Annotated in this window: 27 protein-coding genes; 9 read left to right on the top strand and 18 right to left on the bottom strand. The window is 70.4% G+C overall.

Annotated elements, in window-relative coordinates; all coding sequences use genetic code 11:
* Positions 1-177: 177 nt before the first annotated feature.
* The 7 genes from MDN94_RS03310 to clpS form a co-directional block, all read right to left on the bottom strand.
* Positions 178-1,128 (bottom strand): PLP-dependent cysteine synthase family protein, encoded by a 951-nt coding sequence (locus MDN94_RS03310; protein ID WP_482724481.1) that lies wholly within the window; start codon positions 1,126-1,128, stop codon positions 178-180.
* Positions 1,129-1,134: 6 nt separating this feature from the next.
* Positions 1,135-1,413 carry a MoaD/ThiS family protein gene (locus MDN94_RS03315; protein WP_441265506.1) on the bottom strand — a complete coding sequence of 93 codons (279 nt, stop codon included), beginning with the start codon at positions 1,411-1,413 and terminating at the stop codon, positions 1,135-1,137.
* An 87-nt stretch (positions 1,414-1,500) separates the two neighbouring features.
* Positions 1,501-1,632 carry a putative leader peptide gene (locus tag MDN94_RS03320; RefSeq protein ID WP_482724482.1) on the bottom strand — a complete coding sequence of 44 codons (132 nt, stop codon included), beginning with the start codon at positions 1,630-1,632 and terminating at the stop codon, positions 1,501-1,503.
* Positions 1,633-1,798: 166 nt separating this feature from the next.
* Complete coding sequence (locus MDN94_RS03325; RefSeq protein WP_482724483.1) at positions 1,799-2,221, bottom strand: M67 family metallopeptidase; 423 nt, start codon at positions 2,219-2,221, stop codon at positions 1,799-1,801.
* A gap of 80 nt (positions 2,222-2,301) precedes the next feature.
* The gene (locus MDN94_RS03330; protein WP_482724484.1) at positions 2,302-3,753 is read right to left on the bottom strand and encodes an amino acid permease; all 1,452 of its coding nucleotides are present in this window, start codon (positions 3,751-3,753) and stop codon (positions 2,302-2,304) included.
* A gap of 309 nt (positions 3,754-4,062) precedes the next feature.
* On the bottom strand, positions 4,063-4,656 hold the full coding sequence (locus MDN94_RS03335) for a DUF2017 domain-containing protein (protein WP_482724485.1): 594 nt from the start codon (positions 4,654-4,656) through the stop codon (positions 4,063-4,065).
* Entirely contained in the window at positions 4,656-4,952 is a 297-nt protein-coding gene (gene clpS / locus MDN94_RS03340) for an ATP-dependent Clp protease adapter ClpS (protein ID WP_482726989.1), read from the bottom strand. The genes MDN94_RS03335 and clpS overlap by 1 nt, the downstream gene beginning before the upstream one ends.
* A gap of 110 nt (positions 4,953-5,062) precedes the next feature.
* On the opposite strand from clpS, the gene MDN94_RS03345 reads away from it, so the two are divergent.
* Both MDN94_RS03345 and MDN94_RS03350 read left to right on the top strand, forming a co-directional pair.
* Positions 5,063-6,391 carry a nicotinate phosphoribosyltransferase gene (locus MDN94_RS03345; RefSeq protein WP_482724486.1) on the top strand — a complete coding sequence of 443 codons (1,329 nt, stop codon included), beginning with the start codon at positions 5,063-5,065 and terminating at the stop codon, positions 6,389-6,391.
* Between the two features lie 209 nt (positions 6,392-6,600).
* The gene (locus tag MDN94_RS03350; RefSeq protein WP_482724487.1) at positions 6,601-7,185 is read left to right on the top strand and encodes an isochorismatase family protein; all 585 of its coding nucleotides are present in this window, start codon (positions 6,601-6,603) and stop codon (positions 7,183-7,185) included.
* A 56-nt stretch (positions 7,186-7,241) separates the two neighbouring features.
* On the opposite strand, the gene MDN94_RS03355 is transcribed toward MDN94_RS03350, so the two are convergent.
* Together MDN94_RS03355 and MDN94_RS03360 are read right to left on the bottom strand one after the other, a co-directional pair.
* Positions 7,242-7,556 carry a hypothetical protein gene (locus MDN94_RS03355; RefSeq protein WP_482724488.1) on the bottom strand — a complete coding sequence of 105 codons (315 nt, stop codon included), beginning with the start codon at positions 7,554-7,556 and terminating at the stop codon, positions 7,242-7,244.
* A gap of 122 nt (positions 7,557-7,678) precedes the next feature.
* Positions 7,679-10,096 carry an immune inhibitor A domain-containing protein gene (locus tag MDN94_RS03360; RefSeq protein ID WP_482724489.1) on the bottom strand — a complete coding sequence of 806 codons (2,418 nt, stop codon included), beginning with the start codon at positions 10,094-10,096 and terminating at the stop codon, positions 7,679-7,681.
* 380 nt (positions 10,097-10,476) lie between these two features.
* Here MDN94_RS03360 and MDN94_RS03365 point away from each other — a divergent pair, with 380 nt between their 5' ends.
* The gene (locus MDN94_RS03365) at positions 10,477-10,782 is read left to right on the top strand and encodes a hypothetical protein (protein WP_482724490.1); all 306 of its coding nucleotides are present in this window, start codon (positions 10,477-10,479) and stop codon (positions 10,780-10,782) included.
* On the opposite strand, the gene MDN94_RS03370 is transcribed toward MDN94_RS03365, so the two are convergent.
* Together MDN94_RS03370 and MDN94_RS03375 are read right to left on the bottom strand one after the other, a co-directional pair.
* Positions 10,768-11,505, bottom strand: a complete 738-nt coding sequence (locus MDN94_RS03370; protein WP_482724491.1) for an RDD family protein — start codon at positions 11,503-11,505, stop codon at positions 10,768-10,770. The two genes, MDN94_RS03365 and MDN94_RS03370, sit on opposite strands and share 15 nt — an antisense overlap.
* 85 nt (positions 11,506-11,590) lie before the next feature.
* Positions 11,591-13,129 (bottom strand): RDD family protein, encoded by a 1,539-nt coding sequence (locus MDN94_RS03375; RefSeq protein ID WP_482724492.1) that lies wholly within the window; start codon positions 13,127-13,129, stop codon positions 11,591-11,593.
* Between the two features lie 223 nt (positions 13,130-13,352).
* Here MDN94_RS03375 and MDN94_RS03380 point away from each other — a divergent pair, with 223 nt between their 5' ends.
* Positions 13,353-13,823 (top strand): SsgA family sporulation/cell division regulator, encoded by a 471-nt coding sequence (locus MDN94_RS03380; RefSeq protein ID WP_482724493.1) that lies wholly within the window; start codon positions 13,353-13,355, stop codon positions 13,821-13,823.
* A 10-nt stretch (positions 13,824-13,833) separates the two neighbouring features.
* Here the strand turns inward: MDN94_RS03380 and MDN94_RS03385 are convergent, their stop codons facing one another.
* Positions 13,834-15,201, bottom strand: coding sequence for an FAD-binding oxidoreductase (locus tag MDN94_RS03385; protein ID WP_482724494.1), 1,368 nt, complete (start codon positions 15,199-15,201; stop codon positions 13,834-13,836).
* A 109-nt stretch (positions 15,202-15,310) separates the two neighbouring features.
* Here MDN94_RS03385 and MDN94_RS03390 point away from each other — a divergent pair, with 109 nt between their 5' ends.
* Entirely contained in the window at positions 15,311-16,981 is a 1,671-nt protein-coding gene (locus MDN94_RS03390) for a tetratricopeptide repeat protein (RefSeq protein ID WP_482724495.1), read from the top strand.
* A gap of 91 nt (positions 16,982-17,072) precedes the next feature.
* Here the strand turns inward: MDN94_RS03390 and hppD are convergent, their stop codons facing one another.
* Entirely contained in the window at positions 17,073-18,218 is a 1,146-nt protein-coding gene (gene hppD / locus MDN94_RS03395) for a 4-hydroxyphenylpyruvate dioxygenase (protein WP_307706659.1), read from the bottom strand.
* Between the two features lie 121 nt (positions 18,219-18,339).
* Between hppD and MDN94_RS03400 the strand changes: the two genes are divergently transcribed.
* The 4 genes from MDN94_RS03400 (at position 18,340) to MDN94_RS03415 (ending at position 21,112) form a co-directional block, all read left to right on the top strand.
* Positions 18,340-18,819: an Lrp/AsnC family transcriptional regulator gene (locus MDN94_RS03400; protein ID WP_307706660.1), complete on the top strand. Its 480-nt coding sequence runs from the start codon at positions 18,340-18,342 to the stop codon at positions 18,817-18,819.
* A 69-nt stretch (positions 18,820-18,888) separates the two neighbouring features.
* Positions 18,889-19,503: an ArsR/SmtB family transcription factor gene (locus tag MDN94_RS03405; RefSeq protein ID WP_482724496.1), complete on the top strand. Its 615-nt coding sequence runs from the start codon at positions 18,889-18,891 to the stop codon at positions 19,501-19,503.
* A 14-nt stretch (positions 19,504-19,517) separates the two neighbouring features.
* Positions 19,518-19,700, top strand: coding sequence for a hypothetical protein (locus MDN94_RS03410; RefSeq protein ID WP_482724497.1), 183 nt, complete (start codon positions 19,518-19,520; stop codon positions 19,698-19,700).
* Positions 19,697-21,112, top strand: coding sequence for an MFS transporter (locus MDN94_RS03415; RefSeq protein WP_482724498.1), 1,416 nt, complete (start codon positions 19,697-19,699; stop codon positions 21,110-21,112). The genes MDN94_RS03410 and MDN94_RS03415 overlap by 4 nt, the downstream gene beginning before the upstream one ends.
* Here the strand turns inward: MDN94_RS03415 and MDN94_RS03420 are convergent.
* From MDN94_RS03420 to MDN94_RS03440, 5 genes are all read right to left on the bottom strand, one after another.
* Positions 21,051-21,839, bottom strand: coding sequence for a YlbL family protein (locus MDN94_RS03420; protein WP_482724499.1), 789 nt, complete (start codon positions 21,837-21,839; stop codon positions 21,051-21,053). The genes MDN94_RS03415 and MDN94_RS03420 overlap by 62 nt on opposite strands.
* Positions 21,840-21,923: 84 nt before the next feature.
* Positions 21,924-22,565 carry an IclR family transcriptional regulator gene (locus MDN94_RS03425; protein ID WP_441265488.1) on the bottom strand — a complete coding sequence of 214 codons (642 nt, stop codon included), beginning with the start codon at positions 22,563-22,565 and terminating at the stop codon, positions 21,924-21,926.
* A 369-nt stretch (positions 22,566-22,934) separates the two neighbouring features.
* The gene (locus MDN94_RS03430) at positions 22,935-24,719 is read right to left on the bottom strand and encodes a DEAD/DEAH box helicase (RefSeq protein ID WP_482724500.1); all 1,785 of its coding nucleotides are present in this window, start codon (positions 24,717-24,719) and stop codon (positions 22,935-22,937) included.
* Between the two features lie 148 nt (positions 24,720-24,867).
* Positions 24,868-25,236: a type II toxin-antitoxin system death-on-curing family toxin gene (locus tag MDN94_RS03435; RefSeq protein ID WP_482724501.1), complete on the bottom strand. Its 369-nt coding sequence runs from the start codon at positions 25,234-25,236 to the stop codon at positions 24,868-24,870.
* Positions 25,236-25,433 (bottom strand): Arc family DNA-binding protein, encoded by a 198-nt coding sequence (locus MDN94_RS03440; protein ID WP_482724502.1) that lies wholly within the window; start codon positions 25,431-25,433, stop codon positions 25,236-25,238. The genes MDN94_RS03435 and MDN94_RS03440 overlap by 1 nt, the downstream gene beginning before the upstream one ends.
* Positions 25,434-25,442: the final 9 nt, after the last annotated feature.

The following is a 25,442-nucleotide window of genomic DNA, read 5'->3' on the forward strand; positions in this document are numbered from 1 at the left end:
GTCGAGCGTAAGGCGCGAAACGGCCGGTCGCTCCTCAGCCGCCCCGTGTTGTGGGTAACGTCACCCCCCGTCCCGGGCCGGGGACGGGGGGTGACATCGCCTGGTTCGTATGAAGTTGTGACCGCTCACGGTCTTCGGGTGTTCAGCGCTGCGCGTCTTCGGCGGACCTCGACCGGGTCATGCCCAGAGCTGGCCCTGGAGTGTCTCGATCGCCGCTTCCGTCGTCTCCGCGGTGTAGACGCCCGTCGAGAGGTACTTCCAGCCGCCGTCGGCGACCACGAACACGATGTCGGCGGACTCGCCGGCCTTGACGGCCTTCTTCCCGACGCCGATGGCGGCGTGCAGTGCCGCGCCTGTGGAGACGCCCGCGAAAATGCCCTCCTGCTGGAGGAGTTCGCGGGTGCGGGTGACCGCGTCCGCCGAGCCGACCGAGAAGCGGGTGGTCAGCACGGACGCGTCGTACAGCTCGGGGACGAAGCCCTCGTCGAGGTTGCGCAGGCCGTACACGAGGTCGTCGTAGCGCGGTTCCGCGGCCACGATCTTGACGTCGGGCTTGTTCTCGCGCAGGTAGCGCCCGACGCCCATGAGGGTGCCGGTGGTGCCGAGGCCCGCGACGAAGTGGGTGACGGACGGCAGGTCGGCGAGAATCTCCGGGCCGGTGGTGGCGTAGTGGGCGCCGGCGTTGTCCGGGTTTCCGTACTGGTAGAGCATCACCCAGGACGGGTTCTGCTCGGCGAGCTCCTTGGCGACGCGTACAGCGGTGTTGGAGCCGCCGGCCGCGGGGGACGGGATGATCTCGGCGCCCCACATCCTCAGGAGGTCACGCCGTTCCTGCGAGGTGTTCTCCGGCATGACGCAGACGATGCTGTAGCCCTTGAGCTTGGCCGCCATCGCCAGCGAGATGCCGGTGTTGCCGCTGGTGGGTTCGAGGATGGTGCAGCCCGGGGTGAGGCGGCCGTCCTTCTCCGCCTGCTCGACCATGTGGAGCGCAGGGCGGTCCTTGATCGAGCCGGTGGGGTTGCGGTCCTCGAGCTTGGCCCAGATCCGGACGTCGTCGGACGGCGACAGCCGCGGGAGCCGGACCAGCGGCGTGTTGCCCACGGCCGCGAGCGGGGAGTCGTATCGCATCAGCGATCAGACCATGCCGCCGGCGACGGCCGGCAGAATCGTGACGCTGTCGCCGTCGGCGAGCTTGGTGGAGATGCCGTCGAGGAAGCGGACGTCCTCGTCGTTCAGGTAGACGTTCACGAAGCGGCGCAGCTGGTCGCCCTCGACGATGCGCTCCTGGATGCCGTTGTGACGGGACTCAAGGTCGGCGAGGAGCTCGGCGAGGGTGTCCCCGTTGCCCTCGACGGCCTTGGCGCCGCCGGTGTAGGTGCGGAGGATGGTGGGAATGCGGACCTCGATGGCCATGACGTGGGCTCCTGTGGTGGAAGGTGGCGTAGGGGCGCGCGGCTGTGGCCCCCGCGCGAGGGGGTGTGGCTGGACTGCGCTGTTCCGTCAGGCTGTGCCGTAGGAACGACAGGGCGCTGCCGTACACATCGCGCTGGCGAGGCGGCACAGATCGACGTGCAGCCGCGCCACGAGCAGCAGAGTGCTCGGCGTCTTGTCGCTCACGTCATGGGGAACCATGCGCTCATCGTATCGATTCCCGGTCCGCCCCCCGGAGTGTGATCTCGCATGATGGACGCTTTGCGCTCGGAATGCGGACCGGGGCGCCTTGGAAGGGGTTCGTCCCGCTGTGCGCCGGGGATGCGCGGCGTGGCGGGACCGGCTCGTCGGGCGCCGCGGCGGAGGCTCAGTAGGCCTCCACGACCTTCACGTCCTCTTCGGCGATCTCGCCGTCCACGATGCGGAACGAGCGGAACTGGAAGGGCCCTGCGTCGTCGGTGTCCGCCGTGGAGACCAGGACGTAGTGGGCGCCGGGTTCGTTGGCGTAGCTGACGTCGGTGCGGGAGGGGTACGCCTCGGTCGCGGTATGCGAGTGGTAGATGATCACGGGCTCCTCGTCCCGGTCGTCCAGCTCGCGGTAGAGCTTGAGCAGATCGCCCGAGTCGAACTCGTAAAAGGTGGGCGAACGGGCCGCGTTCAGCATCGGGATGAAGCGCTCGGGACGGCCGGAGCCCTCCGGTCCGGCGACGACGCCGCAGGCCTCGTCCGGGTGGTCCTCACGGGCGTGGGCGACGATCTGGTCGAAGAGGGCCTGGGTGATGGTCAGCATGGGCCACAGGATAGGCAGACGGCCTCCGGATCCGAGATCCGGAGGCCATCAGTTGAGACGGGCGGTGGACGGCGCCGCCGTCAGTCGGACTTCGCCGCGTACTCCCGCTGCGCCGCTCGCTCGACGACACGCGGGTTGTTCCGCTTCAGCACCTGCCAGCCGACGGCGAGGCCCAGGGCCCAGACGGCGGCGACGTACAGGGAGATCCGGCCCGCCTCGTCGAAGGCGACCATGCCGGTCACGCCGATGAGGAAGAGCAGGGCGACCCAGCTGAAGAGGGCGCCGCCCGGAGCCGGGAAGGACGAGGCGCTCAGCCGTCCGGCGTCCACGGCCGAGCGGTAGCGGATGTGGCTGACGAGGATCATCATCCAGGTCCAGATGCCGGCCGCGGTGGCGACGGACACCACGTACCCGAAGGCCTTCTCCGGGACGATGTAGTTGAGGACCACGCCGATGCCCATGAGGGTGACGGAGACCGCGATGCCGATCGCCGGGGTGCGGCGGCGGTTGAGCTTCCCGAGCGCCTGGGGGGCTTCGCCGTTGGAGGCGAGGTCGCGCAGCATCCGGCCGGTGGAGTACATGCCCGAGTTGCAGGACGACAGGGCCGCGGTGAGCACCACGAAGTTGACGATGCCCGCGGCGAGCGGGATGCCGATCTTCTCGAAGGCGTGCACGAAGGGGCTCTGGCCCGCGGAGAACTCGGTCCACTTGACGACGGAGAGGATCACGACCAGGGCGCCGACGTAGAAGATGATGATGCGCCAGGGCAGCGTGTTGATCGCCTTCGGGAGGGTCTTCTCCGGGTCCTCCGACTCTCCGGCCGTCACGCCGACGAGCTCGACGGCGAGGTAGGCGAACATGACGCCCTGCAGGGTCATCAGGCTGGAGCCGATGCCGTTGGGGAAGATTCCGTCGTGGGACCAGAGGTTGGAGACGGAGGCCGTGTCACCGGCGTCGGAGAAGCCGAGGGTGAGGACGCCGAGACCGATCACGATCATGCCGATGATCGCGGTGACCTTGACCATCGAGAACCAGAACTCGACCTCGCCGAAGATCTTCACCGAGATCAGGTTGACGCCGAAGAGCACCACCAGGAAGACCAGTGCGCTGACCCATTGAGGGATCTCGGGGAACCAGAAGTGCACATAGATGGCCGCCGCGGTGAGCTCGGCCATGCCCGTGACTATCCACATCAGCCAGTACGTCCAGCCGGTGACATAGCCGAAGAACGGGCCGAGGAACTCGCGCGCGTACTCGGCGAAGGAGCCGGAGACGGGCCGGTACAGGAGCAGCTCACCGAGTGCTCGCATGATGAAGAAGATGACGACGCCCGCGAGGGCGTACATCAGGATGATGCTGGGTCCGGCCTTGGCGATGTTCGCGCCGGCTCCCATGAAGAGGCCCACGCCGATGGCACCGCCGATGGCGATCATCTGGACCTGACGGCTGCCGAGTCCGCGCTCGTAGCCCTCTTGAGAGGTGTTGCCCCCGGCCTCGTCGCCGGCGTGATTGTCGACCTGCACCGAGGTCATGGTGATGCGCCTTTCTCCATGCCGATCCGCTCCCGCTGCGTCGAGCGGCCGCGGATCAGGTCCTGATCCCCCCGGATGTGGATGGAGTGCCTCCGGCGATCGGCCGGACGGGGCGCACTCGGGGGACAGGGGTGGCGTTCCCCGAGCGGTCGTGAAGGTCTATCACGACGGCAACAGTGATCCACTGGCCGGAGAGTGGCGCACGCCACAGGGAAATACGGACAAACAACCCGCCCCATGAGGAACGGTGACGACCCGTTTGACGGGATCGTTATGCGGATTTGAGAGTCCGTTGAGCGAACGGAGCGCTCAGGGCATCAGCGTCTCGACGAGCGTCTCCTGCAGCGCTCCGAGCCACAGGTACGCCATGACCATCGGCTTGCGCGGGTCGGAGTCCGGGAGGCGGTAGAGGTCCTCGTTGTCGTCCTCGTCACCTACGTCCAGACGGGTGCCGATGGTCAGCCGCAGGTCGTTGAGGGCGCCGAGCCAGTGCAGGCAGTCGTCGGCCGCCAGCTTCAGGACGGCGCCACCGTCACCCGCCGGGGTGAGGGCGTCGAGGCTGCGCACGACAGCGAGGGCGTCCTCCCGCTTGCGGTTGCGCAGGTCGTTCTCGGTGAATCGCCGGAACTCGGAGGAGGCGGCCCTCAGCTCCTCGTCGGGCGTCCCCGCCTCCGGATCGGCGTACGCCTCCGGGAACAGGCGCGCGAGCGCGGGATCGGACGGCGGCTCGCTCGGCCCCTCCGTGAAAAGGGCCGCCAGCGGGTCCGCCCCCTCGGCGGGCTCGTCACCGGGACCGATGAGTTCGAGGAGCTGAACCGCGAGGGAGCGCAGGATCGCGATCTCCACCTCGTCCAGGGCCACCGCGGCCCCGCCGCCGTCGAGCGGCTCGAAGTGAGAGCTCATCAGCCGCGGTCCTGGGTGAGCGTGGCCCAGAGTCCGTATCCGTGCATCGCCTGCACGTCACGCTCCATCTCCTCGCGGGTACCGCTGGAGACGACGGCGCGCCCCTTGTGATGGACGTCGAGCATCAGCTTGTGCGCCTTGTCCTTCGAGTAGCCGAAATAGGCCTGGAAGACGTAGGTGACGTAGCTCATCAGATTGACCGGGTCGTTGTGCACCAGCGTCACCCAGGGCACATCGGGCTCGGGGACGGCGTGCGCCTCCTCCGCCGACTCGGTTCGTTCGATCTCTGCGGGCATCGTCACTCAACCCATGCTGCCACCCGGGAGGCCGTATCGCACAAACGCCCCCCGGCCCCGCCGGAAGGACATCTCGTCAGATTGACGAGATGTGCGCTAGCATCACCGTCATGAACACAGCAGACCTTGGGCTGCCGGTGGACGTGCCGTCGACCGCGCTCTTCACCGATCAGTACGAGTTCACGATGCTGCAGGCGGCGCTGAAGGCCGGCACGGCCGAGCGGCGTTCCGTCTTCGAGGTCTTCACCCGACGCCTGCCGGAGGGCCGCCGCTACGGCGTGGTGGCCGGGACCGGCCGCGTCCTGGACGCCGTGGAGAACTTCCGCTTCGATGCGGGCGTCCTCGGCTTCCTGCGCGAACAGCACATCGTCGACGAGCCCACACTCGAGTGGCTCGCCCGCTACCGCTTCAGCGGCGACATCTGGGGCTACCCCGAGGGCGAGGTGTACTTCCCCGGTTCGCCGATCGTCCGGGTGGAGGGCACCTTCGCCGAATGCGTGCTGCTGGAGACGGTGATCCTCTCGATCCTCAACCACGACTCCGCGATCGCGGCCGCCGCCTCCCGGATGTCGGCCGCCGCGGGCGGACGCCGGCTCATCGAGATGGGCGCGCGCCGCACCCACGAGCTGTCGGCGGTCGCCGCGGCACGCGCGGCTTACGTCGGCGGCTTCGACTCCACGTCGGACCTCGCGGCCGGCTTCCGTTACGCCATCCCGACCGTGGGCACCAGCGCGCACGCCTTCACCCTGCTGCACGACAGCGAGCGCGGCGCGTTCCAGGCGCAGATCGACTCACTCGGACGGGGTACGACGCTGCTCGTCGACACCTACGACGTGACCGAGGCCGTCCGCACGGCCGTCGACATCGCCGGTCCCGAACTCGGCGCCGTCCGCATCGACTCCGGTGACCTGTTGCTCGTCGCGCACCGGGTGCGCCAGCAGCTGGACGAACTCGGGGCCGTCGACACCAAGATCGTGGTCACCTCGGACCTCGACGAATACGCGATCGCCTCCCTGGCCGCCGCACCGGTCGACGCCTACGGCGTCGGCACCCAGCTGGTCACCGGCAGCGGCCACCCCACCTGCTCGATGGTGTACAAGCTCGTCGCCCGCGCCCGGTCCGCGAACATCGCCGCGCCGCTCGAGCCCGTCGCCAAGAAGTCCCTGGGCGGCAAGATGTCGGTCGGCGGCCGCAAGTGGGCCGCGCGCCGTCTCGACGCCGACGGGATCGCGGAGGCCGAGGTCGTCGGCGTCGGCGACGTGCCCGCGGAGCTCGCGGAGCAGCAGCTGCTGGTGGAGCTGGTCAAGGGCGGCGACGTCGTCGCCCGCGAGCCGCTGGACGCGGCCCGCGCCCGGCACGCCGCTGCACGGGCGGGCCTGCCGATGTCGGCGATCCAGCTGTCGCGCGGTGAGGCGGTCATCCCGACCGAGTACGTGTGAGCAGGCCGGAATGAACCACCCGTGAAGGGGCAGGGAGCACGACGACCCGCCGCGCGGGCCGGAACCCCCTCCCGCACGGCGTGGCGAGTGTCTACGCTCAGTAGTTCTGTTCGCCGCCGGTCGTGTGCGCCGGCGGTCGTGTGCGGCCCGTCCGCCCCCCTTCCGTCCGCAGTCCGCAGTCCGCCCTCTCCCACCGAAGGACACCCGCCATGCACCGCGCCTTGATCGTCGTCGACGTTCAGAACGACTTCTGCGAGGGCGGCAGCCTCGCCGTGGCGGGAGGTGCCGATGTCGCGGCCGCCATCACCGAGCTGATCGGCAACGCCCAGCCCGGCTACCGCCACGTGGTCGCCACGCGCGACCACCACGTCGAACCGGGCGACCACTTCTCCGACCACCCGGACTTCGTCCGCTCGTGGCCGCCGCACTGCGTGGCCGGCACGGAGGGCGTCGGATTCCACCCGAACTTCGCGCCGGCCGTCGCCTCCGGCGCGGTCTCCGCGGTCTTCGACAAGGGCGCGTACGCGGCGGCGTACAGCGGCTTCGAGGGGGCTGACGAGAACGGCACGGCCTTGGCGGAGTGGCTGCGCGCCCGCGACGTCACCGAGGTGGACATCGTCGGCATCGCGACCGACCACTGTGTGCGGGCGACCGCGCTGGACGCCGCGCGGGAGGGCTTCCGGACGAATGTGCTGCTCGGGCTGACGGCGGGGGTGTCGGCGGACTCGACGGCGCGGGCGGTGGAGGAGATGCGGGAGGCGGGCGTCGACCTGTCGGGCAAGCCGGTGGTGTGACGCGGTCCCGCCTGCTTCCTCTGTACCGATGTGCGGCTCCGCCGCCGGGCCTGCCCCTACGCCGGGCGGGCCGGGCGCAGGAGGGCTCGGGCCGGGTGCCAGAGTTCCGCGCCCGCTGTCTGGTCGGAACGCCACAGCAGACCGTCAGGGTGGTGGAGCACCGCCGTGATCTCGTCCGGCGTCGGCGGTGCCGTGTTCCCCCGCAGGTACACCGCCCTGAAGCCCAGGTTCCGCAGCCGCGTCAGCGCCCTCGCACGGTTAGCCGCGTGGACCAGGAAGCGGACCGTGGCACCGCCCCCGGCCGGGCTCGGCAGGCTGATCGCGACGACGACGCTACCGCCTGGCAACTTGCAAAAACCTCCGCCGGGCATGCGGAACCACTCCCCCGTGAGTCACTGTCAATAAGAACCTCGGTCAGACGCACCTAAACACGATCGGCCGCCGCCCGCTAGAGGGCGACGGCCGATCACGCTTTGACCTGGGGCGTTACGGATTACTTGGTCGACGGACCAACATTGATGGTGATCGTCCGTCCGCTCAGCGGCTCCTTGACGATCGAGATCTTGGTGTTGGTGTCAGTTACCTTGACGCTGCCCGTCGGGTTCTCCGGGTACCAGTAGACGCCCTTACGGTCGTCGAAGACCGGGTTGCCCCGCTGGGACGCGATCCAGTGCGGCTTGTCCGCGTTGTGCAGCCAGAAGCTGTCCGTGCGGTACCGGCTGAACGTCGAGTCGAACGTCTGGATCTTGTTGCGCAGCACCGTGCCGTCGGACCACTTCAGCGGCTTGGCGTGCGCGTCCACCGGAAGGATCAGACCCTGGCCGTGGTGGGCGCTGGTGTTGTTGTCCTTCTGGGAGGTGTCCCACTGCCAGATCATCAGACCGTTCTGGTAGGGGTAGTGCTCGACCCAGTTGTCGCGCGGCGCCTTGAAGCCGAAGTTGTACGGGCCGACCTCGAGGGTCTTGTCGTACGACACGTACTGGCGGTTCTCGGCGATGTAGTACTGCTCGTACTCGAGCGTGAAGGACTCACCGATGCGGTTGAAGCCCTTCGCGGTCCAGCCGGCGACCTCGCCCTCGGCGTTGTCCGAGAAGACGGACGCGCCGTCGGCCTTGATCGTGATGGCGTCGGCCGTGAAGCCCTTGCCCGCCACGCCGCCGTCCGTCTGGTAGCGGAAGCGGACGTCGACCTTCTTGCCCGCGTAGGCGTCCAGCGAGTAGACGAGCTTCTTGTGGCCCTCGGACGGGCCGGTCAGCGCCGGCTTGTCGCCCGCGTCACGGGTGATCGCCTTGCCGTCGGCCGTGCCGTCCACCGGCGTCCAGTTGGCGCCGCCGTCCGTCGAGACCTCCGCGTAGAGGTAGTCGTAGTCGGCCTCGATGTCCCACCAGCCGTCGAGCTCCAGGGAGGCGGACGACTTGCCGGTGAGGTCCACCGAGCGGGACAGGGTGTTCTTGAGGTCGTCACCCATGTCGCTCCACCACTGCTTGGAGCCCTCGGAGGGCTTCACGACAGTCGTGGTGACGGGCTTCTTCGGCAGCTCGACGACGAGCGCCTGCGGCTTGTCGGTGTTGTACGCCGACACTCCGAGGGTGTGGGTCGACTTCGTGGCGGCCTTGGCCGTCTCGTAGTTGAGCCAGCCCAGCTGGAGCTTGTCCCAGGCGGTCATGTCGCCGGGGAGGTCGCCGATGGAGTCCTTGCCGGTGCCGAGCCAGGAGCCGGCCGACATCAGGGTCCAGTAGCCGGTCGAGTTCTCGCCGCCGCCGGAGGTGTCGTAGTGGTCCGGCAGACCGAGGTCGTGACCGTACTCGTGGGCGAAGACACCGAGGCCGCCGTTCTCGGGCTGCATGGTGTAGTCGCCGACCCAGATGCCGGTGTTGCCGATCTGGGTACCGCCGGACTTGTTGTTCTCCGGGCCGGTCTTGCCGGCGTTGGTGCCGTAGGCGTACCAGCGGTGCGCCCACAGGGCGTTGGTGCCCTCGGCGCCGCCGCCGGCCGACTCGTCCTCGCCCGCGTGGACGATCTGGAAGTGGTCGATGTAGCCGTCGGCCTCGTTGAAGTTGCCGTCGGTGTCGAAGTCGTAGCGGTCCCACTGGTCGTACTCGGCCAGCTGCGCCTTGATCTCCGCGTCGGTCTTGCCCTTGGCCTTCTGGTCGGCGGCCCAGGCGGTCACGCCGTCCTTGACCGTGTCCCAGACGTTGGCGCAGTTGCTCTGGCCGCAGTAGTTCGAGCCGTAGCGGGCCTCGTTGTAGTCGACCTTGACCCAGTCGGAGACGGCGCCGTCGACCGAGTAACGGCCGGACGAGGTCTTCTCGTAGTAGGTCTTCAGCGACTGCTTCGGCTGCCCGTTCTCGTCCTTGCCGGTGCCGAAGTACAGGTCCTGGAAGTGCTCCTGGTTGTAATCGGCCTGCCAGGCGGTCGAGTTGTCCTTCGACCGGTCCGGCTCCGCGATCCGGTTGTGCAGCGGGCCGGGTGTGCCGCCGTACTTCTTGACCGGCGGCTTGGGGCCGTCGGCCCCGTCCGGGTCGTACATCGTCGTGTCGTCGACCTTGTCGCCGAACTCCACGAGGATGGTGAAGATCTTCTCGGTCTTCTCCCGGGCGAGCTCGACGTACTTCTTGTCGTCGAGCTTGACGACCTTGGAGCCGCCGCGCTGCTGCACGGTGGCGTCGCCGGATATGACCTGCTCGAGAGCGGCCTGTCGCTGCTCCTCCTGCTGCTTGCTGAAGGGACCCTCGAGGTCGTGCTCGACATGGCCCTTGTGCGGTGCCGGGTCGTGCCGCTCGATGCCCGCCGGGTCCGCCGGCTTCTGGCCGTCGGCCTGGGCACTGGTGAACGCCGATGCGGTCGCGGTCGTCGCGGCAAGGGCCACGAGCACCGCGGACGCTCTGAACGTCCGTCGCTTGCTGGTCACTTGATGGTGTCCTCCCCCGCGTTCCGTCGCTGCTGCGGACAGGATTGTGGGGTCGTCCGCGTGCGCGGTATACGCGTCTCAAGTGACGACATTCGACCGGAGTTGAGGAAGAAAAGACAGTCCTTGACTTGGACAGGCCAACTACACTATGCGGGTGCGGAGCCCCGGTATCCGGACGACGGGAAATCAGGACAAGAGGCGCACATTTTCCGCCACTTGGCCGGTCGAATGACCCTGTGCGCCCCCCATGCACCGGCACCGTGGGTTAGGTCACGCTTACTGCCGGTTCCACAGGGGCATCCACCGTCGTAGAGTCTGCTGTCAGTGCGAACTGTCCCCAAGGCTCCGGCCCTGCCCCTGTCCACAGGACGGATACCGTCATGCCGCGTCCGAATGCCGCACAGCTCGCCTACGGTTCGGCCACCGTCGTCTTGTCGACCGTCGCCCTCCTGCTGCTGACCCGCGCCACCGACGGCGTCGCGGTCGCCGCGATCGGTATCGCCTCGCTGGCACTGGGACTTCTGGTCGCGCTCACGCCTCCTCTGGTCCACCGGGCCGCCCGGCCGCGGGCGGTCGCCGCGCCGCCCACCGCCACCGCCCCCGACGCACTCACCGCCCGCCCGTCCGCGGCCCGCGCGCACGCCGGGGCGGAGACCAGGGTCGGCCAGCACTCACTGCGCCGCTGACACCACGACCGTCTTGCCCGCCTTGTCGTGCAGACCCTGCCGGTAGGGCTTGTCGGCGAGCACCGTGATGACGATGACGAACCACCAGATGCAGTAGCAGCACACCAGCGCGGGCACCCACAGCACGAGGGCGCGCAGAAGCGAGGAGCCGACGTCCGGCACACGGCCGTCGTTGAGCATCGCGACCCGCAGCTTCATGATCTTCTTGCCGACGGTCTGCCCGTTGTACTTCGCCGTCATGAGCGTGTCGTAACCGACGTACGCCACAAGGGAGATCAGCGACCACAGCCACTGCTCCCCCGAATTCACCCGGTCGGTGACCTCCTCCCAGTCCTCGCCGCCCGCGGCCATCTCGATGCCGCCGAAGGCCAGCGAGATGAGGAACAGCGGCACGAAGACAATGATCATGTCGATGAGCCGGGCCAGCACCCGTTTGCCGAAACTCGCCAGCGGCGGCATGCCCGCAAGGGGGTCCGCGCCTCCGTACGGGCCGCCGTAGGCTCCCGCGTCGTACGGAGGCGGCCGCTCACCGCCGTACGGACCGCCCGTCCCGCCTGCCCCGCCGAGGGGAGAGTCATAGGGAGAACTGCCGCCGGAGCCGGGAGCGCCCCCGGGCGGCGGGGTCGGTCCGCCCGGTTCCTGGGGCCCCTGCGGCTCCTGCGGCTTCTTGCGGAACGGATCGTCGTCGGGCGACTGTCCGGGCGGCGGCTGGTCGTTGCTCATGGGGGCAGTGCACCCCGGGCCCCTGGGGCCCGCAACGGCTCACAGGCGTTCGGGGGACCTCCTGGGAGCCGTACGGCCGGACGGGTCAGCCGGTCACGAACGTGTGCGCCGTCTTGTCGTGCCAGCACTGCCGCCACGGGCGGTCGAACAGGCACCACAGCACATTGAGGACCCCGACGACGAGGACGCCGAGCACGCTGTAGAGGAGCCAGCGGCGCAGCGCGGCGCCGAACGTCGGCGGCTCATGGGTCTCGATGTCCAGGACCTGGAGGCCGCAGAGCTTCTTGCCCAGAGTCCGGCCCCACTTGGCGGTCGGCAGCGACTCGTAGAGCACGCCGAGGACGAGCAGGGCGCCGAGGACGATGCCGAGGTGGCCCGCCGTGGTGCCGTCGAGCAGCCAGACGGTCACCGTCCTGCCGGACAGCTTCGCCGCCTCGATCTTCTCGTCGATGTGGGCGCGTGCCTGCGCGGCGACAGGGACGGCCACGGCGCCGACGAGCGCGCCGAGCACCACCGTGTCGATCAGGCGGGCGGCCAGGCGCTTGCCGAGACCCGCGGGCCTGGCGGCGGCCTGGGCCTGTGCGGCGGCGAGGAAAGGGTCGTTGACGGGCGGCTTCCACGGAAGGACCGGCTCGCCCTCCGCGGAGGCCGACGTCTGCGCCAGCTGGTGCACCTGCTGCGGCCAGGAGGCCGCGCCGCCGCCGGCGCTGCTGGTGACCGGCGTCCGGGACTGCACGGGCATCTGCGGCTGAGGCTGCGCCGGCGCCTGGGGCTGTGCGGGTGCCTGGGCCTGGGGCGCCGGTGTCTGCGGCCGGGCCTGTGCGGGCGTCGGCGGGGCGGGAGCGGCGGACTGCGCCGGGCGGGACGGGTCCTGCCGGGTCGGGTCCGCCTCCGCGGGCCTGCCGGCCGCACGCATCGTCATCGTGCCGTCGGCCTGCCCCGGCCGCTGGGCCCGGATGGTGACGGTGTTCTCCGAGGGCTGCTGGGGACCCGGCGTGCGCCGGACCGGCGTCTCCTCCGCCGCCGGGCGGGCGGGGTCGGCGGAGCCCGCCGAGCCGCCGGGGCGCAGCGCGCGGATCGCGACCGTACCGTCGGCCGGCGGCTCGCCCGTGGCGGACGGGCCGAGAGGGCGGACGCCGCCGGGGATCTCGTCGGCAGCGGCGCCCGCCTGGGGCGCCGCGGAGCGCATGCCGGGCAGCTTGCCGCCGGTCGGGTCGGCGGGCGGCTCCGACGTCCCGGCGGCGGGCCGGTCGGACGTCCGGGGGTCGCCGCCCCATGAGACGCGGTTGTCGAGGTCGCCGCCGAAGCCGGCCTGGCGTGAGGTGTCGGCCTGCCAGGCGGTGGCGGGCTCGGGGCGGGCCGGCTCGTCCGACGGCTCCTCGTCGAGGAAGACGGGGCCGGTCTCTTCCACGGAGGGCGCGGGGGCGGCGGGAACTGCGGGTCCGGAAACAGCGGCCGACGCGGGCGGACCGGGCATCGCCTCGCCCGACTTCGGGGCGGGCCTGCTCGTGCCGGGCACCCATGCCGCCCCGTTCCAGTACCGGACATATCCGGGAATGGACGGGTCCGGGTAGTAGCCGGGTGTGGGGCTGCCGTCGCCGGTTGCCGGGGTTGGGGCGCTCATCACCGTGGTCCCGTATCTCTTCGATGCCTCAATGCGAGGGACCACATCTATCAGACCCTTGCGCACCCCTGGGCCGGTCCTGCCGTAACGACCACTTTCAGGTCACAGGTGAGTCACGGAAAGTCATGCACGGAAGTCGCGTAATGCCACCGGGGGTAGCCGCTCTCTTCCCGTGAGGCCCGCTCAACGGGCCGCCCCGGAAGACGTACAGGAAGGAAGAGACATGCAAACGACGGTGGAACACGAACTCGAGTTGAACCTGGTGCTGTCGCCCGAGCGCAGCATCCCCGTCCCCGCCCGGCTGTCCTACCGCGCGGACGACCCCTATGCCGTGCACATCGTCTTCCACGTCGGCTCGAGCCACCCCGTCAGCTGGACGTTCGCCCGTGAGCTGCTCGTGGAAGGGGTGCTCCGGCCGTGCGGCATCGGCGACGTGCGGGTCCGGCCGTCGAAGACCGGCGGCCGCAGCATCCTCCTCATGGCGTTGAGTTCACCCAACGGCGACGCGCTGCTGGAGGCGTCCTCGCCGGCGGTGTCGGCGTGGCTGGAGCGGACGCTGCGGATCGTGCCGCCCGGGACCGAGGCTGCGGCGCTCGGCATCGAAGAAGCCCTGGCCGCGCTCCTCGCGCCGACCAGGACCGACGAGCTGCGGGCGCACGGCTCCTCCGGCGACCCGCAGGACGGCGATGCCTGAGCGGCGCGGTTCAGAAAAGCTTGCCCGGGTTGAGGATGCCGAGCGGGTCGAAGGTCCGCTTGATGCCGCGCTGCAACTCGAGGCTTACCGGGCCGAGTTCCCGCGCCAGCCATTCCTTCTTGAGCACGCCGACGCCGTGTTCGCCGGTGATGGTGCCGCCCAGTTCCAGACCGAGCGCCATGATCTCGTCGAAGGACTCCCGGGCCCGCCGCGACTCGTCGGGGTCGAGGTGGTCGAAGCAGACGACCGGGTGGGTGTTGCCGTCGCCGGCGTGGGCGCATACGCCGATGGTGAGGTCGTACTTCTCCGCGACGGCGGCCGTGCCCTCGATCATCGCCCCGAGCTTGGAGCGCGGTACGCAGACGTCGTCGATCATGGTGGCCGACTTGACCGTCTCCAGCGCGGTCAGCGACATCCGGCGCGCCTGGAGCAGCAGTTCGGACTCGGCGACCGTGTCCGCGGGCACCACCTCGGTCGCGCCCGCGGCCTCGCACAAGGCCCCGACGGCGGCCAGGTCGGCCGCGGGGTCCGGGGTGTCGAAGGCGGCGAGGAGCAGGGCCTCCGTCGTCTCCGGGAGGCCCATGTTGGCCAGTTTGTTGACCGCCCGGACGGTGGTGCGGTCCATGATCTCGAGGAGCGAGGGGGTGTGGCCGCGCTCCATGATCGCGCAGACGGCGTCGCAGGCGGTGGCAGCGGAGGGGAACTCGGCGGCCAGTACGAGCTGCACGGGCGGCCGGGGCCGTAGCGCCAGGACTGCTTCGACGACGATGCCGAGGCTGCCCTCGGACCCGACGAACAGCCGGGTGAGGTCGTATCCGGCGACGCCCTTGGCGGTGCGCCGGCCGGTCTTCAGCAGCCGCCCGTCGGCGAGGACCACCGTCAGGCCGAGGACGTACTCGGCCGTCACCCCGTACTTGACGCAGCACAGGCCGCCGGACGCGGTGCCGATGTTGCCGCCGATGGTGCACATCTCCCAGCTGGAGGGGTCCGGCGGGTAGTACAGGCCGTGTTCGCCCACGGCGCGCGACAGTACGGCGTTGACGACGCCCGGTTCGACGACGGCGATCCGGTCGACCGGGCTGATCTCCAGGATCCGGTCCATCTTCGTCAGCGACAGCACGATGCAGCCGTCGGACGCGTTGGCCGCGCCCGACAGACCCGTGCGGGCACCCTGCGGCACGACCGGCACGCGCAGTTCCGTGGCGGTGCGCATGACGTGCTGGACCTGTTCCACGGAGCGCGGCAGGACCACGACGGCGGGGGTGCCCGCCGCGCAGAAGCTCGCCATGTCGTTGCCGTACGACGCGGTGACGTCCGGATCGGTGATGAGGGCTTCCACGGGAAGACCGGCGCGCAGCCGCTCGAGGAGATCGTCCATGATCCCAAGCCTCGCACCGGGGGCCATCGGTGTGAACCCGTCTGCGTTCCGCTCCGCGCGTCAGAGTGTGTTCTTCGTATTGGCTGTCTGCTGCCGCACAGTGAGCGCCATGAAGAGCGAAACCCTGAAGAACGCCGCTGTCAGCACGCTGGTCGGCGCGACACTGGTCACCGGGGTGATCGTGCTCGCGCCCGGTTGGGGGAAGGACGCGTCGCCGCCCGCGTCCGGGCCGGTGGCCAGGGCGATGACTGCGGCAGCGTGGGGCGCGCCGGCCTCGCTCTCCGACCTGGAGGCGCTGATCCGCGACCGCGAGCGTTTCGTCCGCGACCATCCGGGTGACGAGGAATCCTGGGCGGTGCTGGGCTCCGCGTACGTGGAGCGGGGCACGCGGCTCGGGGACACGGCGTACTACCCGAGAGCCGAGCAGGCGCTCAAGCGGTCGCTGAAGGCGGTACCGGCCGCCGAAGGCAACGTCGGCGCGCTGGTCGGGATGGCCGAGCTGGCGAACGCCCGGCACGACTTCGCCGGTGCGCGCGGTTACGCGGAGAGCGCCAGGAAGCAGAAGCCGGAGCGCTGGGCGGTGTATCCGGCGCTGATCGACGCGTACAACGGGCTCGGCAGGTACGCGGCCGCCGGCAAGGCCATGGACAAGCTGCTGGAGCTGCAGACCGGCCCGCAGGTGCTGGGGCGGGAGGCGCGGGTCTACTGGAACAAGGGCTGGCGCGAGGACGCCGCAGCCCTGGCGTACGGGGCGACCGCGAACTCCCGGACCCCCGCGGAGAAGGCCGTCGCCCTGCACCGCGAAGGGGAGCTGGCCTGGGAGCGGGGTGAGGCAGAGGAGGCCGTGGAGCACTACACCGCCGCACTGAGGACCGTTCCCGAGAGCCACCGTTCGCTGGCGGGCCGTGCGCGCGCCCTGGCGGCGCTGGGCCGTACGGACGAGGCGGTGGACGACTACCGGTCGGCGCTGGCGAAGCTGCCGCTGCCCGAGTACGCCCTGGAGGCCGCTGAGTTGTACGAGTCGCTGGGGCTGAACGGGGACGCCGCGACCCTCTACGAGCTCCTGCGGGAGCAGGTCACCCGTGCCGGCGAGCACGGCGTCGACGGGGACCTGGTGCTGGCGCGTTACGAGGCCGACCACGGGAACCCGGCCGACGCGGTGCGCCGGCTCCAGGGCGAGTGGCGGCGCGGCCACCGCAATGTGCACGTGGCCGACACGATGGGGTGGGCGCTGTACCGGGCGGGCCGGCCGAAGGACGCGCTCCCGTTCGCGAAGCTGGCCACCGGCCAGGGGCTGCGCAGTGCGCTGTTCTCCTACCATCTCGGCGAGATCGAGCGCGCTCTCGGCGACTTCGGCCCCGCACGGCGTCACATCGACGAGGCGCTGCGGACGAACCCGCACTTCTCGCCGCTCCTCGCGCAGAAGGCGCGTGAGGCGCGGGACGCGCTCGGCGAGCCCGAGCCGGGCGGGCCCGCGGACGTGGAGGGTGACGGGTACTGGCTGCTGGATCCGCCGGCCGACGCGCCGTCCGGTGCGGCCTCGCCTTCGCCGTCCGCCGAGGCCTCTCCCGCGCCGGCGGCCTCTGCGGCCGCTCTGCTCCCCGCCGCCCCCGCGTCCCCCTCGGACGCCTGGGACTCTTCGGACGCTTCGGCTCCCGAGGCCTCCGGGCGTACGGTCGTCCCACCGGCGCCGCCCGCCGCCCGGCCCGCTTCGCAACTGCGGCCGGTGCAGCGCTCCACGAACCCGGCACCGGCGACGGTGGCGCCCGGGAACGGCTGACCGGCCTGTCCGCCGGAACGGCCGGCGCAGAACGACGATGCGGCCCCACGGGTCAGGACCGTGGGGCCGCAGTCGTGGACAGGGGCAGCCCTTACAGGTTGCCGCGCTTCTCCTGCTCGCGCTCGATCGCCTCGAAGAGCGCCTTGAAGTTGCCCTTGCCGAAGCCCATCGAACCGTGCCGCTCGATCATCTCGAAGAAGACGGTGGGGCGGTCCTGGACCGGCTTGGTGAAGATCTGCAGCAGGTAGCCGTCCTCGTCGCGGTCGACGAGGATCTTCAGCTCCCGCAGCGTCTCCACGGGCACCCGCGTCTCGCCGGCCCACTCGCCGAGGGTGTCGTAGTACGAGTCGGGGGTGTCGAGGAACTGGACGCCCGCGGCACGCATCGAGCGGACGGTGGCGACGATGTCGTTCGTGGCGAGCGCGATGTGCTGGACGCCGGCGCCGCCGTAGAACTCGAGGTACTCGTCGATCTGCGACTTCTTCTTCGCGATCGCCGGCTCGTTGATCGGGAACTTCACCTTGAGGGTGCCGTCCGCGACGACCTTCGACATGAGCGCGGAGTACTCGGTGGCGATGTCGTCGCCCACGAACTCCTTCATGTTGGTGAAGCCCATGACCTTGTTGTAGAAGCCGACCCACTCGTTCATCCGGCCGAGCTCGACGTTGCCCACGCAATGGTCGATGGCCTGGAAGGTGCGCTTGGCCGGCGGCTCGACGATCGGGTCGGCGGCGACGAAGCCGGGCAGGTACGGGCCGTCGTAGCCGCCGCGCTCGACGAGGGTGTGGCGGGTCTTGCCGTAGGTGGCGATCGCGGCCATCACGACGGTGCCGTGCTCGTCCTTGACCTCGTACGGCTCGGTGATGCCGGTGGCGCCGTGCTCGACGGCGTACGCGTACGCCTTGCGGGCGTCCGGCACCTCGATGGCCAGGTCGACGACGCCGTCGCCGTGGGCGGCGACGTGCTCGGCGAGGAAGCGGCCCCAGTCGGTGGACGCCTTGATCACGGAGGTGAAGACGAAGCGGGCGGCGCCGTTGGTGAGGACGTAACTCGCGGTCTCGCGGCTGCCGTTCTCCGGTCCGGAGTAGGCGACGAGCTTCATGCCGAAGGCCGTGGAGTAGTAGTGCGCGGCCTGCTTGGCGTTGCCGACGGCGAAGACGACCGCGTCCATTCCCTTCACCGGGAAGGGGTCGGCCTGCCGCGCGGTGTCGGGGGTGTGATCGATGGTCTCAGTCATGGAAGAAGGCTCCCGCCGATCCACAAGGTGCGCAATAGTTTGTATGTCAGCTGGGCAATCTGCCCAGCCGATGGCCGGAATCGGCGGACGTTGTGTACAGGATGACCATCGGGAGGGCGCCATGGCGATCGATCATCTGGACGGGCGGCTCATCGTGCTGCTGGCGCGGGAACCGAGGATCGGCGTACTGGAGGCGTCGCGGCGGCTGGGGGTGGCGCGCGGGACGGTGCAGGCGCGGATGGACCGGCTCCAGTCGCAGGGGGTGGTCCGGGGATTCGGGCCGGACGTCGATCCGGCGGCGCTCGGCTATCCGGTGACGGCGTTCGCGACGCTCGAGATCAAGCAGGGCCAGGGCGCGGACGTGCGGGCGCACCTCACGACCGTCCCGGAGGTGCTCGAGCTGCACACCACCACCGGTCACGGGGACATGCTCTGCCGGCTGGTCGCCCGCTCCAACGCGGATCTCCAGCGTGTGATCGACCGGGTCGTCGGCTTCGAGGGGATCGTGCGCGCGTCGACGGCGATCGTGATGGAAAACCCCGTGCCGCTGCGGATCATCCCGCTCGTGGAGCAGGCGGCGGAGGACTCCCGGGGTTCCTGAGGCACTTCCGAAGAACTGGTTGCATAAAAAGCGTTGCAAGGGTTTCTTTGCAACGCTAGCTTTGCATGCATGAGCGAGCACGAGGAAGAACGTGCGGCCGAGGCGGGACCCGGCGCACGCAAGCTCCACAGACTTGACCCACGCTCCCTGCGCGGCATCGCCCACCCGCTGCGGATGCGCCTGCTGACGGTGCTGCGGCAGGACGGCCCCGCGACCGCCTCCCGGCTCGCGGAGAAGCTCGGCGAATCCAGCGGCGCCACCAGCTACCACCTGCGCCAGCTCGCGGCGCACGGCTTCGTCGAGGACGACCCGGAGCGCGGCAAGGGCCGGGAGCGGTGGTGGAAGGCGTCCATGGACGGCATGCTCTTCGACGAGTCGCTGTACAGCGACCCCGACCCGGCGGTACGCGGAGCGGCTGACCTGTACCTCCACGAGCACGCGACCATGCACACCCAGGAGGTCGCCACCTGGCTCGGCAACCAGCGGGACTGGCCCGAGGAGTGGCGGCGCAGCTCCGACCTCAGTGACTTCACACTGCGCCTGACCGCGGCGCAGACGTACGAACTGAACCAGAAGATCCACGAGCTCATCGAGAGCTACCGCGACCTCGAGCCCGCGCCCGGCACCGAAGGCGCCGCACAGGTCCGCCTGCATACGCACGCATTCCCACGCTCCATCGGCTGAGGGGACACAGGGTCATGCACACCGACATACATCTGGCACTGCACGAGCTGCGCGCCGGGGAACTGCGCGCGGCGGCCGCCGGCCACGTGCCACGCGAACGGCTGCGCACCCGACTGGGCCTCGCCCTCGTCGAGTGGGGGATGCGGCTGCTGCGGCAGCCGCCCGCACAGGCCCGGTGCACGACCCGTCTCGCATGAGCGGGCAGGGGGGAACCGCCGCGGCCGTGGCGGCGCGGGGGCGGCGCGGACCGCTGGCCGCCGTGCTCGCCGCCAACGCCGTCTCCATCACCGGCAATTCGCTCACCCTCATCGGCGTACCGTGGTTCGCCCTCCAGACCACGGGCAGCCCCGCCAAGGCCGGCCTGGTCGCCTTCTGCGCGACCCTGCCGGTCGTCGTCTCCGCGATCGCCGGCGGCCCGGTCATCGACCGCGTCGGCCGGCGCCGCGTCAGCATCGTCACCGACCTCGTCTGCGCCCTCACCCTCGCCGCGATCCCCCTGCTGCACCACGCGGGAGCGCTCCGGTTCTGGATGCTGTGCGCGCTGATGGCCGTCACGGGCCTTTTCCACGCCCCCGGCGAGACCGCCCGCTACGTGCTCGTGCCCGACCTGGCCCGGATCGCGGGAACCAGCCTGTCGCGGGCCGCGAGCCTCTTCGACGCCGTCTCGCGCGGCGCGCGGATGTCCGGCGCGGCGCTCGCCGGCGTACTCATCGCCCTGATCGGCGCGGAGGCCGTCCTGCTGGTCGACGCGGCCACCTTCTGCGGCTCCGCGCTGCTGATCCGCCTGGGGCTGCGGGGGGTCGCCGCCGCCGAGCCACGGCGCGACGCGCCCCGGGTTTCCTTCACTGCGTACCGGGCCGAACTGCGCGAGGGCTACGCGTTCCTGCTGCGCTCCCGGCTGCTGCTGGGCGTCGTACTGATGGTGATGGTCACCAACGGCCTTGACCAGGGCTGGAGTTCGGTCCTGCTGCCCGTGCACGCCAAGGAGAACCTGGACGGCGCCCGTGACCTGGGCCTGCTGGTCGCCGTCTTCGGCGGCTGCGCACTTCTCGGAGCGCTGCTGTACGCGGCGGTCGGGCACCGCTTCCGCCGGCGGACGCTCTTCACCTGTGCGTTCCTGATCTGCGGGCTGCCACGGTTCGTCGTGGCGGCGCTGGTGGACGGCACGGTGCCGCTCGCCGTGACCATGGCCGCGGGCGGGCTGGCGGCCGGGATGCTCAACCCGATCCTGACCACCGTGATGTACGAGCGTGTGCCCGAGCGGTTGCGCAGCCGGGTCGCGAGCGCCACCACCGCCGGGGTGCTGATGACCACGCCGCTCGGCGGCCTGGCGGCCGGCTACCTCATCGAACAGGCGGGCCTGGCGACGGCGCTGCTGACCTTGGGCGGGCTGTACTTCCTGACGACCCTTGCCCCTGCGGTGTTCCCGCGCTGGCGCGAGATGGACGCGGCGCCCGCGGACGGCGGCGTCGTCGACGGGAGCCCCGGTCCGAAGACCCACGGCATCACCGACGGGAGCCCGGGGGCCGAGGCGGACGGTCGGGACCTCAGCAGCTCGGGACCTTCCCGCCCTTCTCCAGCGAACGCAGCGACTCCACCGCCCCCTTGAGCGTCGTGACGGGGATCAGGCGGATTCCCTCGGGCAGTTCGGCCTGCGCGTCGGAGCACTCGTCCTTGGGCACCAGGAAGACGGTCGCCCCGTCACGCCGCGCCGCCTGGGTCTTCAGCGACACCCCGCCGACCGCGCCGACCTTGCCGTCGGCGCTGATCGTCCCCGTACCCGCGATGTTGCGGCCACCGGTGAGGTCGCCGCCCGCGCCGTCGCCCTCGAGCTTGTCGATGATGCCGAGCGAGAACAGCAGTCCGGCGCTGGGCCCGCCCACGTCGGCGAGGTGCAGCGACACCTTGACCTTGGCGGGGTCCTCACCGAGGTAGGAGAGGGCCGCACGGGCGGCGACGTCCTGCGACCTCTCCATGTCCGCGACGTTGCGCCGCTCGATCTCCTTGTCCGACTTGCCCGCCGGGTAGACGGCGTCGCGCGGCAGCACGGCACGGTCGGTGCGGAACCAGCCGTCGGCCACGTCACCGAGGTCGACGTCGGTGGCCGGTCCCGTCGCGACGATCGTCGTCATCCGCAGCGCCCCCTCCGTCTTGCGGGTCGGCGCACCGGAGATCGTGATCACCGGCGTCCCCTGGTCCTCGCCGAGCACGTCCGCGGTCATGCCCGGCTGGGCGACGACGAACGGCAGGGGCGCCAGCCCGGCGACGGCGAACAGCGCCACGACGGGCAGGGCACAAAGAGCGAGGGCGCGGGGGCGCGTGAGACTGGAGAGCACGGCGTCAATCTATCCGGCGCGGACCCGTCGCGGTCGGCGGGCGGCGGGTCCGGTGCCGCGGCCCGCGTCCGCGGGCCGCGATCGCTACCGGAGCGCGTCCGCGACCTCGCGCGCCGCGTCCACGACGCGGGGCCCCACCCTCTCCGGTACGGCGTCGGCCAGCATCACCACACCGACGCTGCCCTCTATGCCCGTCACCCCCACCAGGGCCGCAGCGGCGCCGCTCGCGCCGGCCTCCAGTTCCCCGTGGGTGAGCGTGTATCCGGGCTCGGTGCTCTTGGTCTGGCGGGCGGCGAGGATCGCCTTGCCGGCCGCGCCCCGGTCCAACGGGTGGCGGAAGCCGGCCCGGTAGGCCACGTGGTAGTCCGTCCACGTCGGTTCGACGACGGCGACCGCGAGGGCCTCCGCCCCGTCGACGAGGGTCAGGTGGGCCGTCGCCCCTATGTCCTCCGCGAGCGAGCGCAGGGCCGGCATCGCGGCCTCCCGCACCAGCGGGTGGACCTGGCGGCCGAGGCGCAGCACGCCGAGGCCGACCCTGGCGCGGCCGCCGAGGTCGCGTCGGACGAGGGCGTGCTGCTCGAGGGTGGCGAGCAGCCGGTAGACGACGGTGCGGTTGACGCCGAGTTTGGTGGACAACTCGGTGACGGTCAGCCCGTGGTCGGTATCGGCGAGCAGCTTGAGGACACGTAGTCCCCTGTCGAGCGTCTGGGAGGTCTCCGCGGTCACGACGCCCTCTCCTTCGGAGTGAGTGACGGCGATCCTCACAAGGGATGTCGCGGCACCGGTCCCATCGGCGACGCACCCAGAGGCCGCCGGCAGGCCATGGCACACCGACTGCGCTCCGCGGCGGCGCTGCCACGGGGCGTTTGCATTGCGGGGACAGTAGCGACCGGCACCGCTCAGCGGAAGCCCTCGTCCAGAATCCGGGCGATCTTCCTTCGACGACGGGTTATTGATCCCGGTACGGGCCATGCGGGCGGGCGCCGGTACGACCGTCGTCGGCCGCGGTGAGGTGTGGTCCGCCCGTCGTCCGCCGCGGTGCGGGCGGCGGCGCCGGACGACGGTCGTGGCCGTGGCATTGGCGCGGGCGGCGGGTCAGCGCATCCGCGTGGCCCACTCCTGGACCTTCTTGATCCGCTCCCGGATCTGACCGGCCGTCGCCTCCGCGCTCGGCGGACCGCCGCACACCCTGCGCAGCTCGGTGTGGATCACCCCGTGCGGCTTGCCGCTCTGGTGTACGTACGCGCCGACCATCGTGTTCAACTGCTTGCGCAGTTCCAGCAGTTCCTTGTGGGAGACGACCGGGCGGCGCTCTGCCGGCAGCTCGAGGAGGTCGGCCTCCTCGTCGGGCTTCTTGCGGCTGTGCGCGATCTGCCGTGCCTGCCGCTTCTGGAGCAGCAGCTGCACCTGGTCCGGTTCGAGGAGCCCGGGGATGCCCAGGTAGTCCTGCTCCTCCTCGCTGCCCGGGTGCGCCTGCATGCCGAACTCGGCCCCGTCGTACAGCACACGGTCGAAGACGGCGTCGGACTCCAGCGCCTCGAAGGGCAGCATGTCCTGCTCGCCGGTGTCCTCGTCCTGCTGCTTCTCGGCCTCCGCCATCTCCTTCTCGGACTCGGCGTACGGGTCCTCGTCGCCGTCCTTCTTCGGCTTGTCGAGGGCGTGGTCGCGCTCGACCTCCATCTCGGAGGCGAAGCCGAGCAGGTTCGGGATCGTGGGGAGGAAGACGGAGGCCGTCTCGCCGCGCCGGCGGGACCGTACGAACCGGCCCACGGCCTGCGCGAAGAACAGCGGCGTCGAGATCGTCGTCGCGTACACACCGACCGCGAGGCGCGGTACGTCGACGCCTTCCGACACCATGCGGACTGCGACCATCCAGCGCGATCCGTCCTCGCTGAACTCCTCGATGCGCTTGGACGCCGCCGCCTCGTCGGAGAGCACGACGGTGGCCTTGGTCCCCGTGATCTCGCGGATCAGTTTGGCGTACGAGCGGGCCGAGTCCTGGTCGGAGGCGATGACGAGGCCGCCCGCGTCGGGGATGCCCTTCCTGACCTCGGTCAGCCGCTTGTCGGCGGCGCGCAGGACGTTCGGCATCCAGTCACCGCGCGGGTCGAGCGCGGTGCGCCAGGCCTGCGAGATCGCGTCCTTCGTCATCGGCTCGCCGAGCCGCGCGGCGACCTCGTCACCGGCCTTGGTGCGCCAGCGCATGTTGCCGCTGTAGGAGAGGAAGATGACGGGCCGGACGACGCCGTCACCGAGGGCGTTGCCGTAGCCGTAGGTGTAGTCGGCGGCGGAACGGCGGATGCCGTCGTTGCCCTCCTCGTACGTGACGAACGGGATCGGATTGGTGTCCGAGCGGAAGGGCGTGCCGGTGAGGGCGAGGCGGCGGGTCGCCGGCTCGAACGCCTCGAGACACGCCTCGCCCCACGACTTGGAGTCACCCGCGTGGTGGATCTCGTCGAGGATGACGAGCGTCTTGCGCTGCTCGCAGCGGTTGCGGTGCAGCATGGGGCGCACCCCGACACCGGCGTAGGTGACGGCGACCCCGTGGTACTCCTTGCTCAGCGGTCCCGCGCTGTACTCCGGATCCAGCTTGATCCCTATCCGCGCCGCCGCGGCCGCCCACTGCTTCTTCAGGTGCTCGGTCGGTGCGACGACGGTCACCTGCTGCACGACGTGGTGGTGCAGCAGCCAGGACGCGAGGGTGAGCGCGAAGGTCGTCTTGCCCGCGCCGGGCGTGGCGACGGCGAGGAAGTCTCGCGGCTGCTCCTGGAGGTACTTCTCCATGGCGCCCTGCTGCCAGGCACGCAGCTTGTTCGCCGTGCCCCAGGGGGCACGGCCTGGGAAGGCGGGTGAGAGGTGGTGGGAGGCGGTAGTAGTCACGGTCTCCGGTTCGGGCTCTCGGTGCGGGGCGCGGGCGTCGGCATCGGCGTCGTTACGTACGACAACCGGGCCACCCTACCGGTGGCCCGGTCGCCGTCCGGGACGGACGGGGCCCGTCGCGGAGACTGGGAGGTGCCTCACATCCGGGTCACTGCGTGAACCGCGGCAACTGCTCCGCGATCTTGGGCACGTCGAGCAGTCCTTGGCACACGTTCAGTACGAACGGCTCGGCCTCGTCCACGTCGAAGACCGGGCTCAGCCGATGCCCGTTGACATGGAGGAAGACCCATGTCGCATACCAGGCGATGCGCTTGTTGCCGTCGACCAACGCGTGGTTACGGGCCAGCGACTCCATGAGCGCGGCAGCCTTCTGCCAGATGTCCGGGTAGGCATCCTGGCCGAATACGCTCGACTGGGGCCGGGCAATGGCCGAGGCCAGCAGCCCGTAGTCGCGCACCTCGTCAACCCCGAGGCGCTCAGCAAGCTTGAGCAGCTCGGGAAGGGTGAGGTAGTTCATCAGGCGAGCCTCCGGTTGAGCTCCTCACTCGCCTTCAGAACGTGGTCCGCCGCTTCGTTGAAAAGACGCGAGTGCTCGTTTATGGCGGTGATCACGGCGTCGTGGGCGAAGGACTGCATGCTTCGGCCTTCCGCCTCGGCGCGCTCGCGCAGGGCGTTCAGCTCTTCGTCGGTGAACCTCAGATTCAGACCAGCCATGATTCGATG

The sequence above is a fragment of the Streptomyces sp. WAC00040 genome (assembly GCF_056835925.1).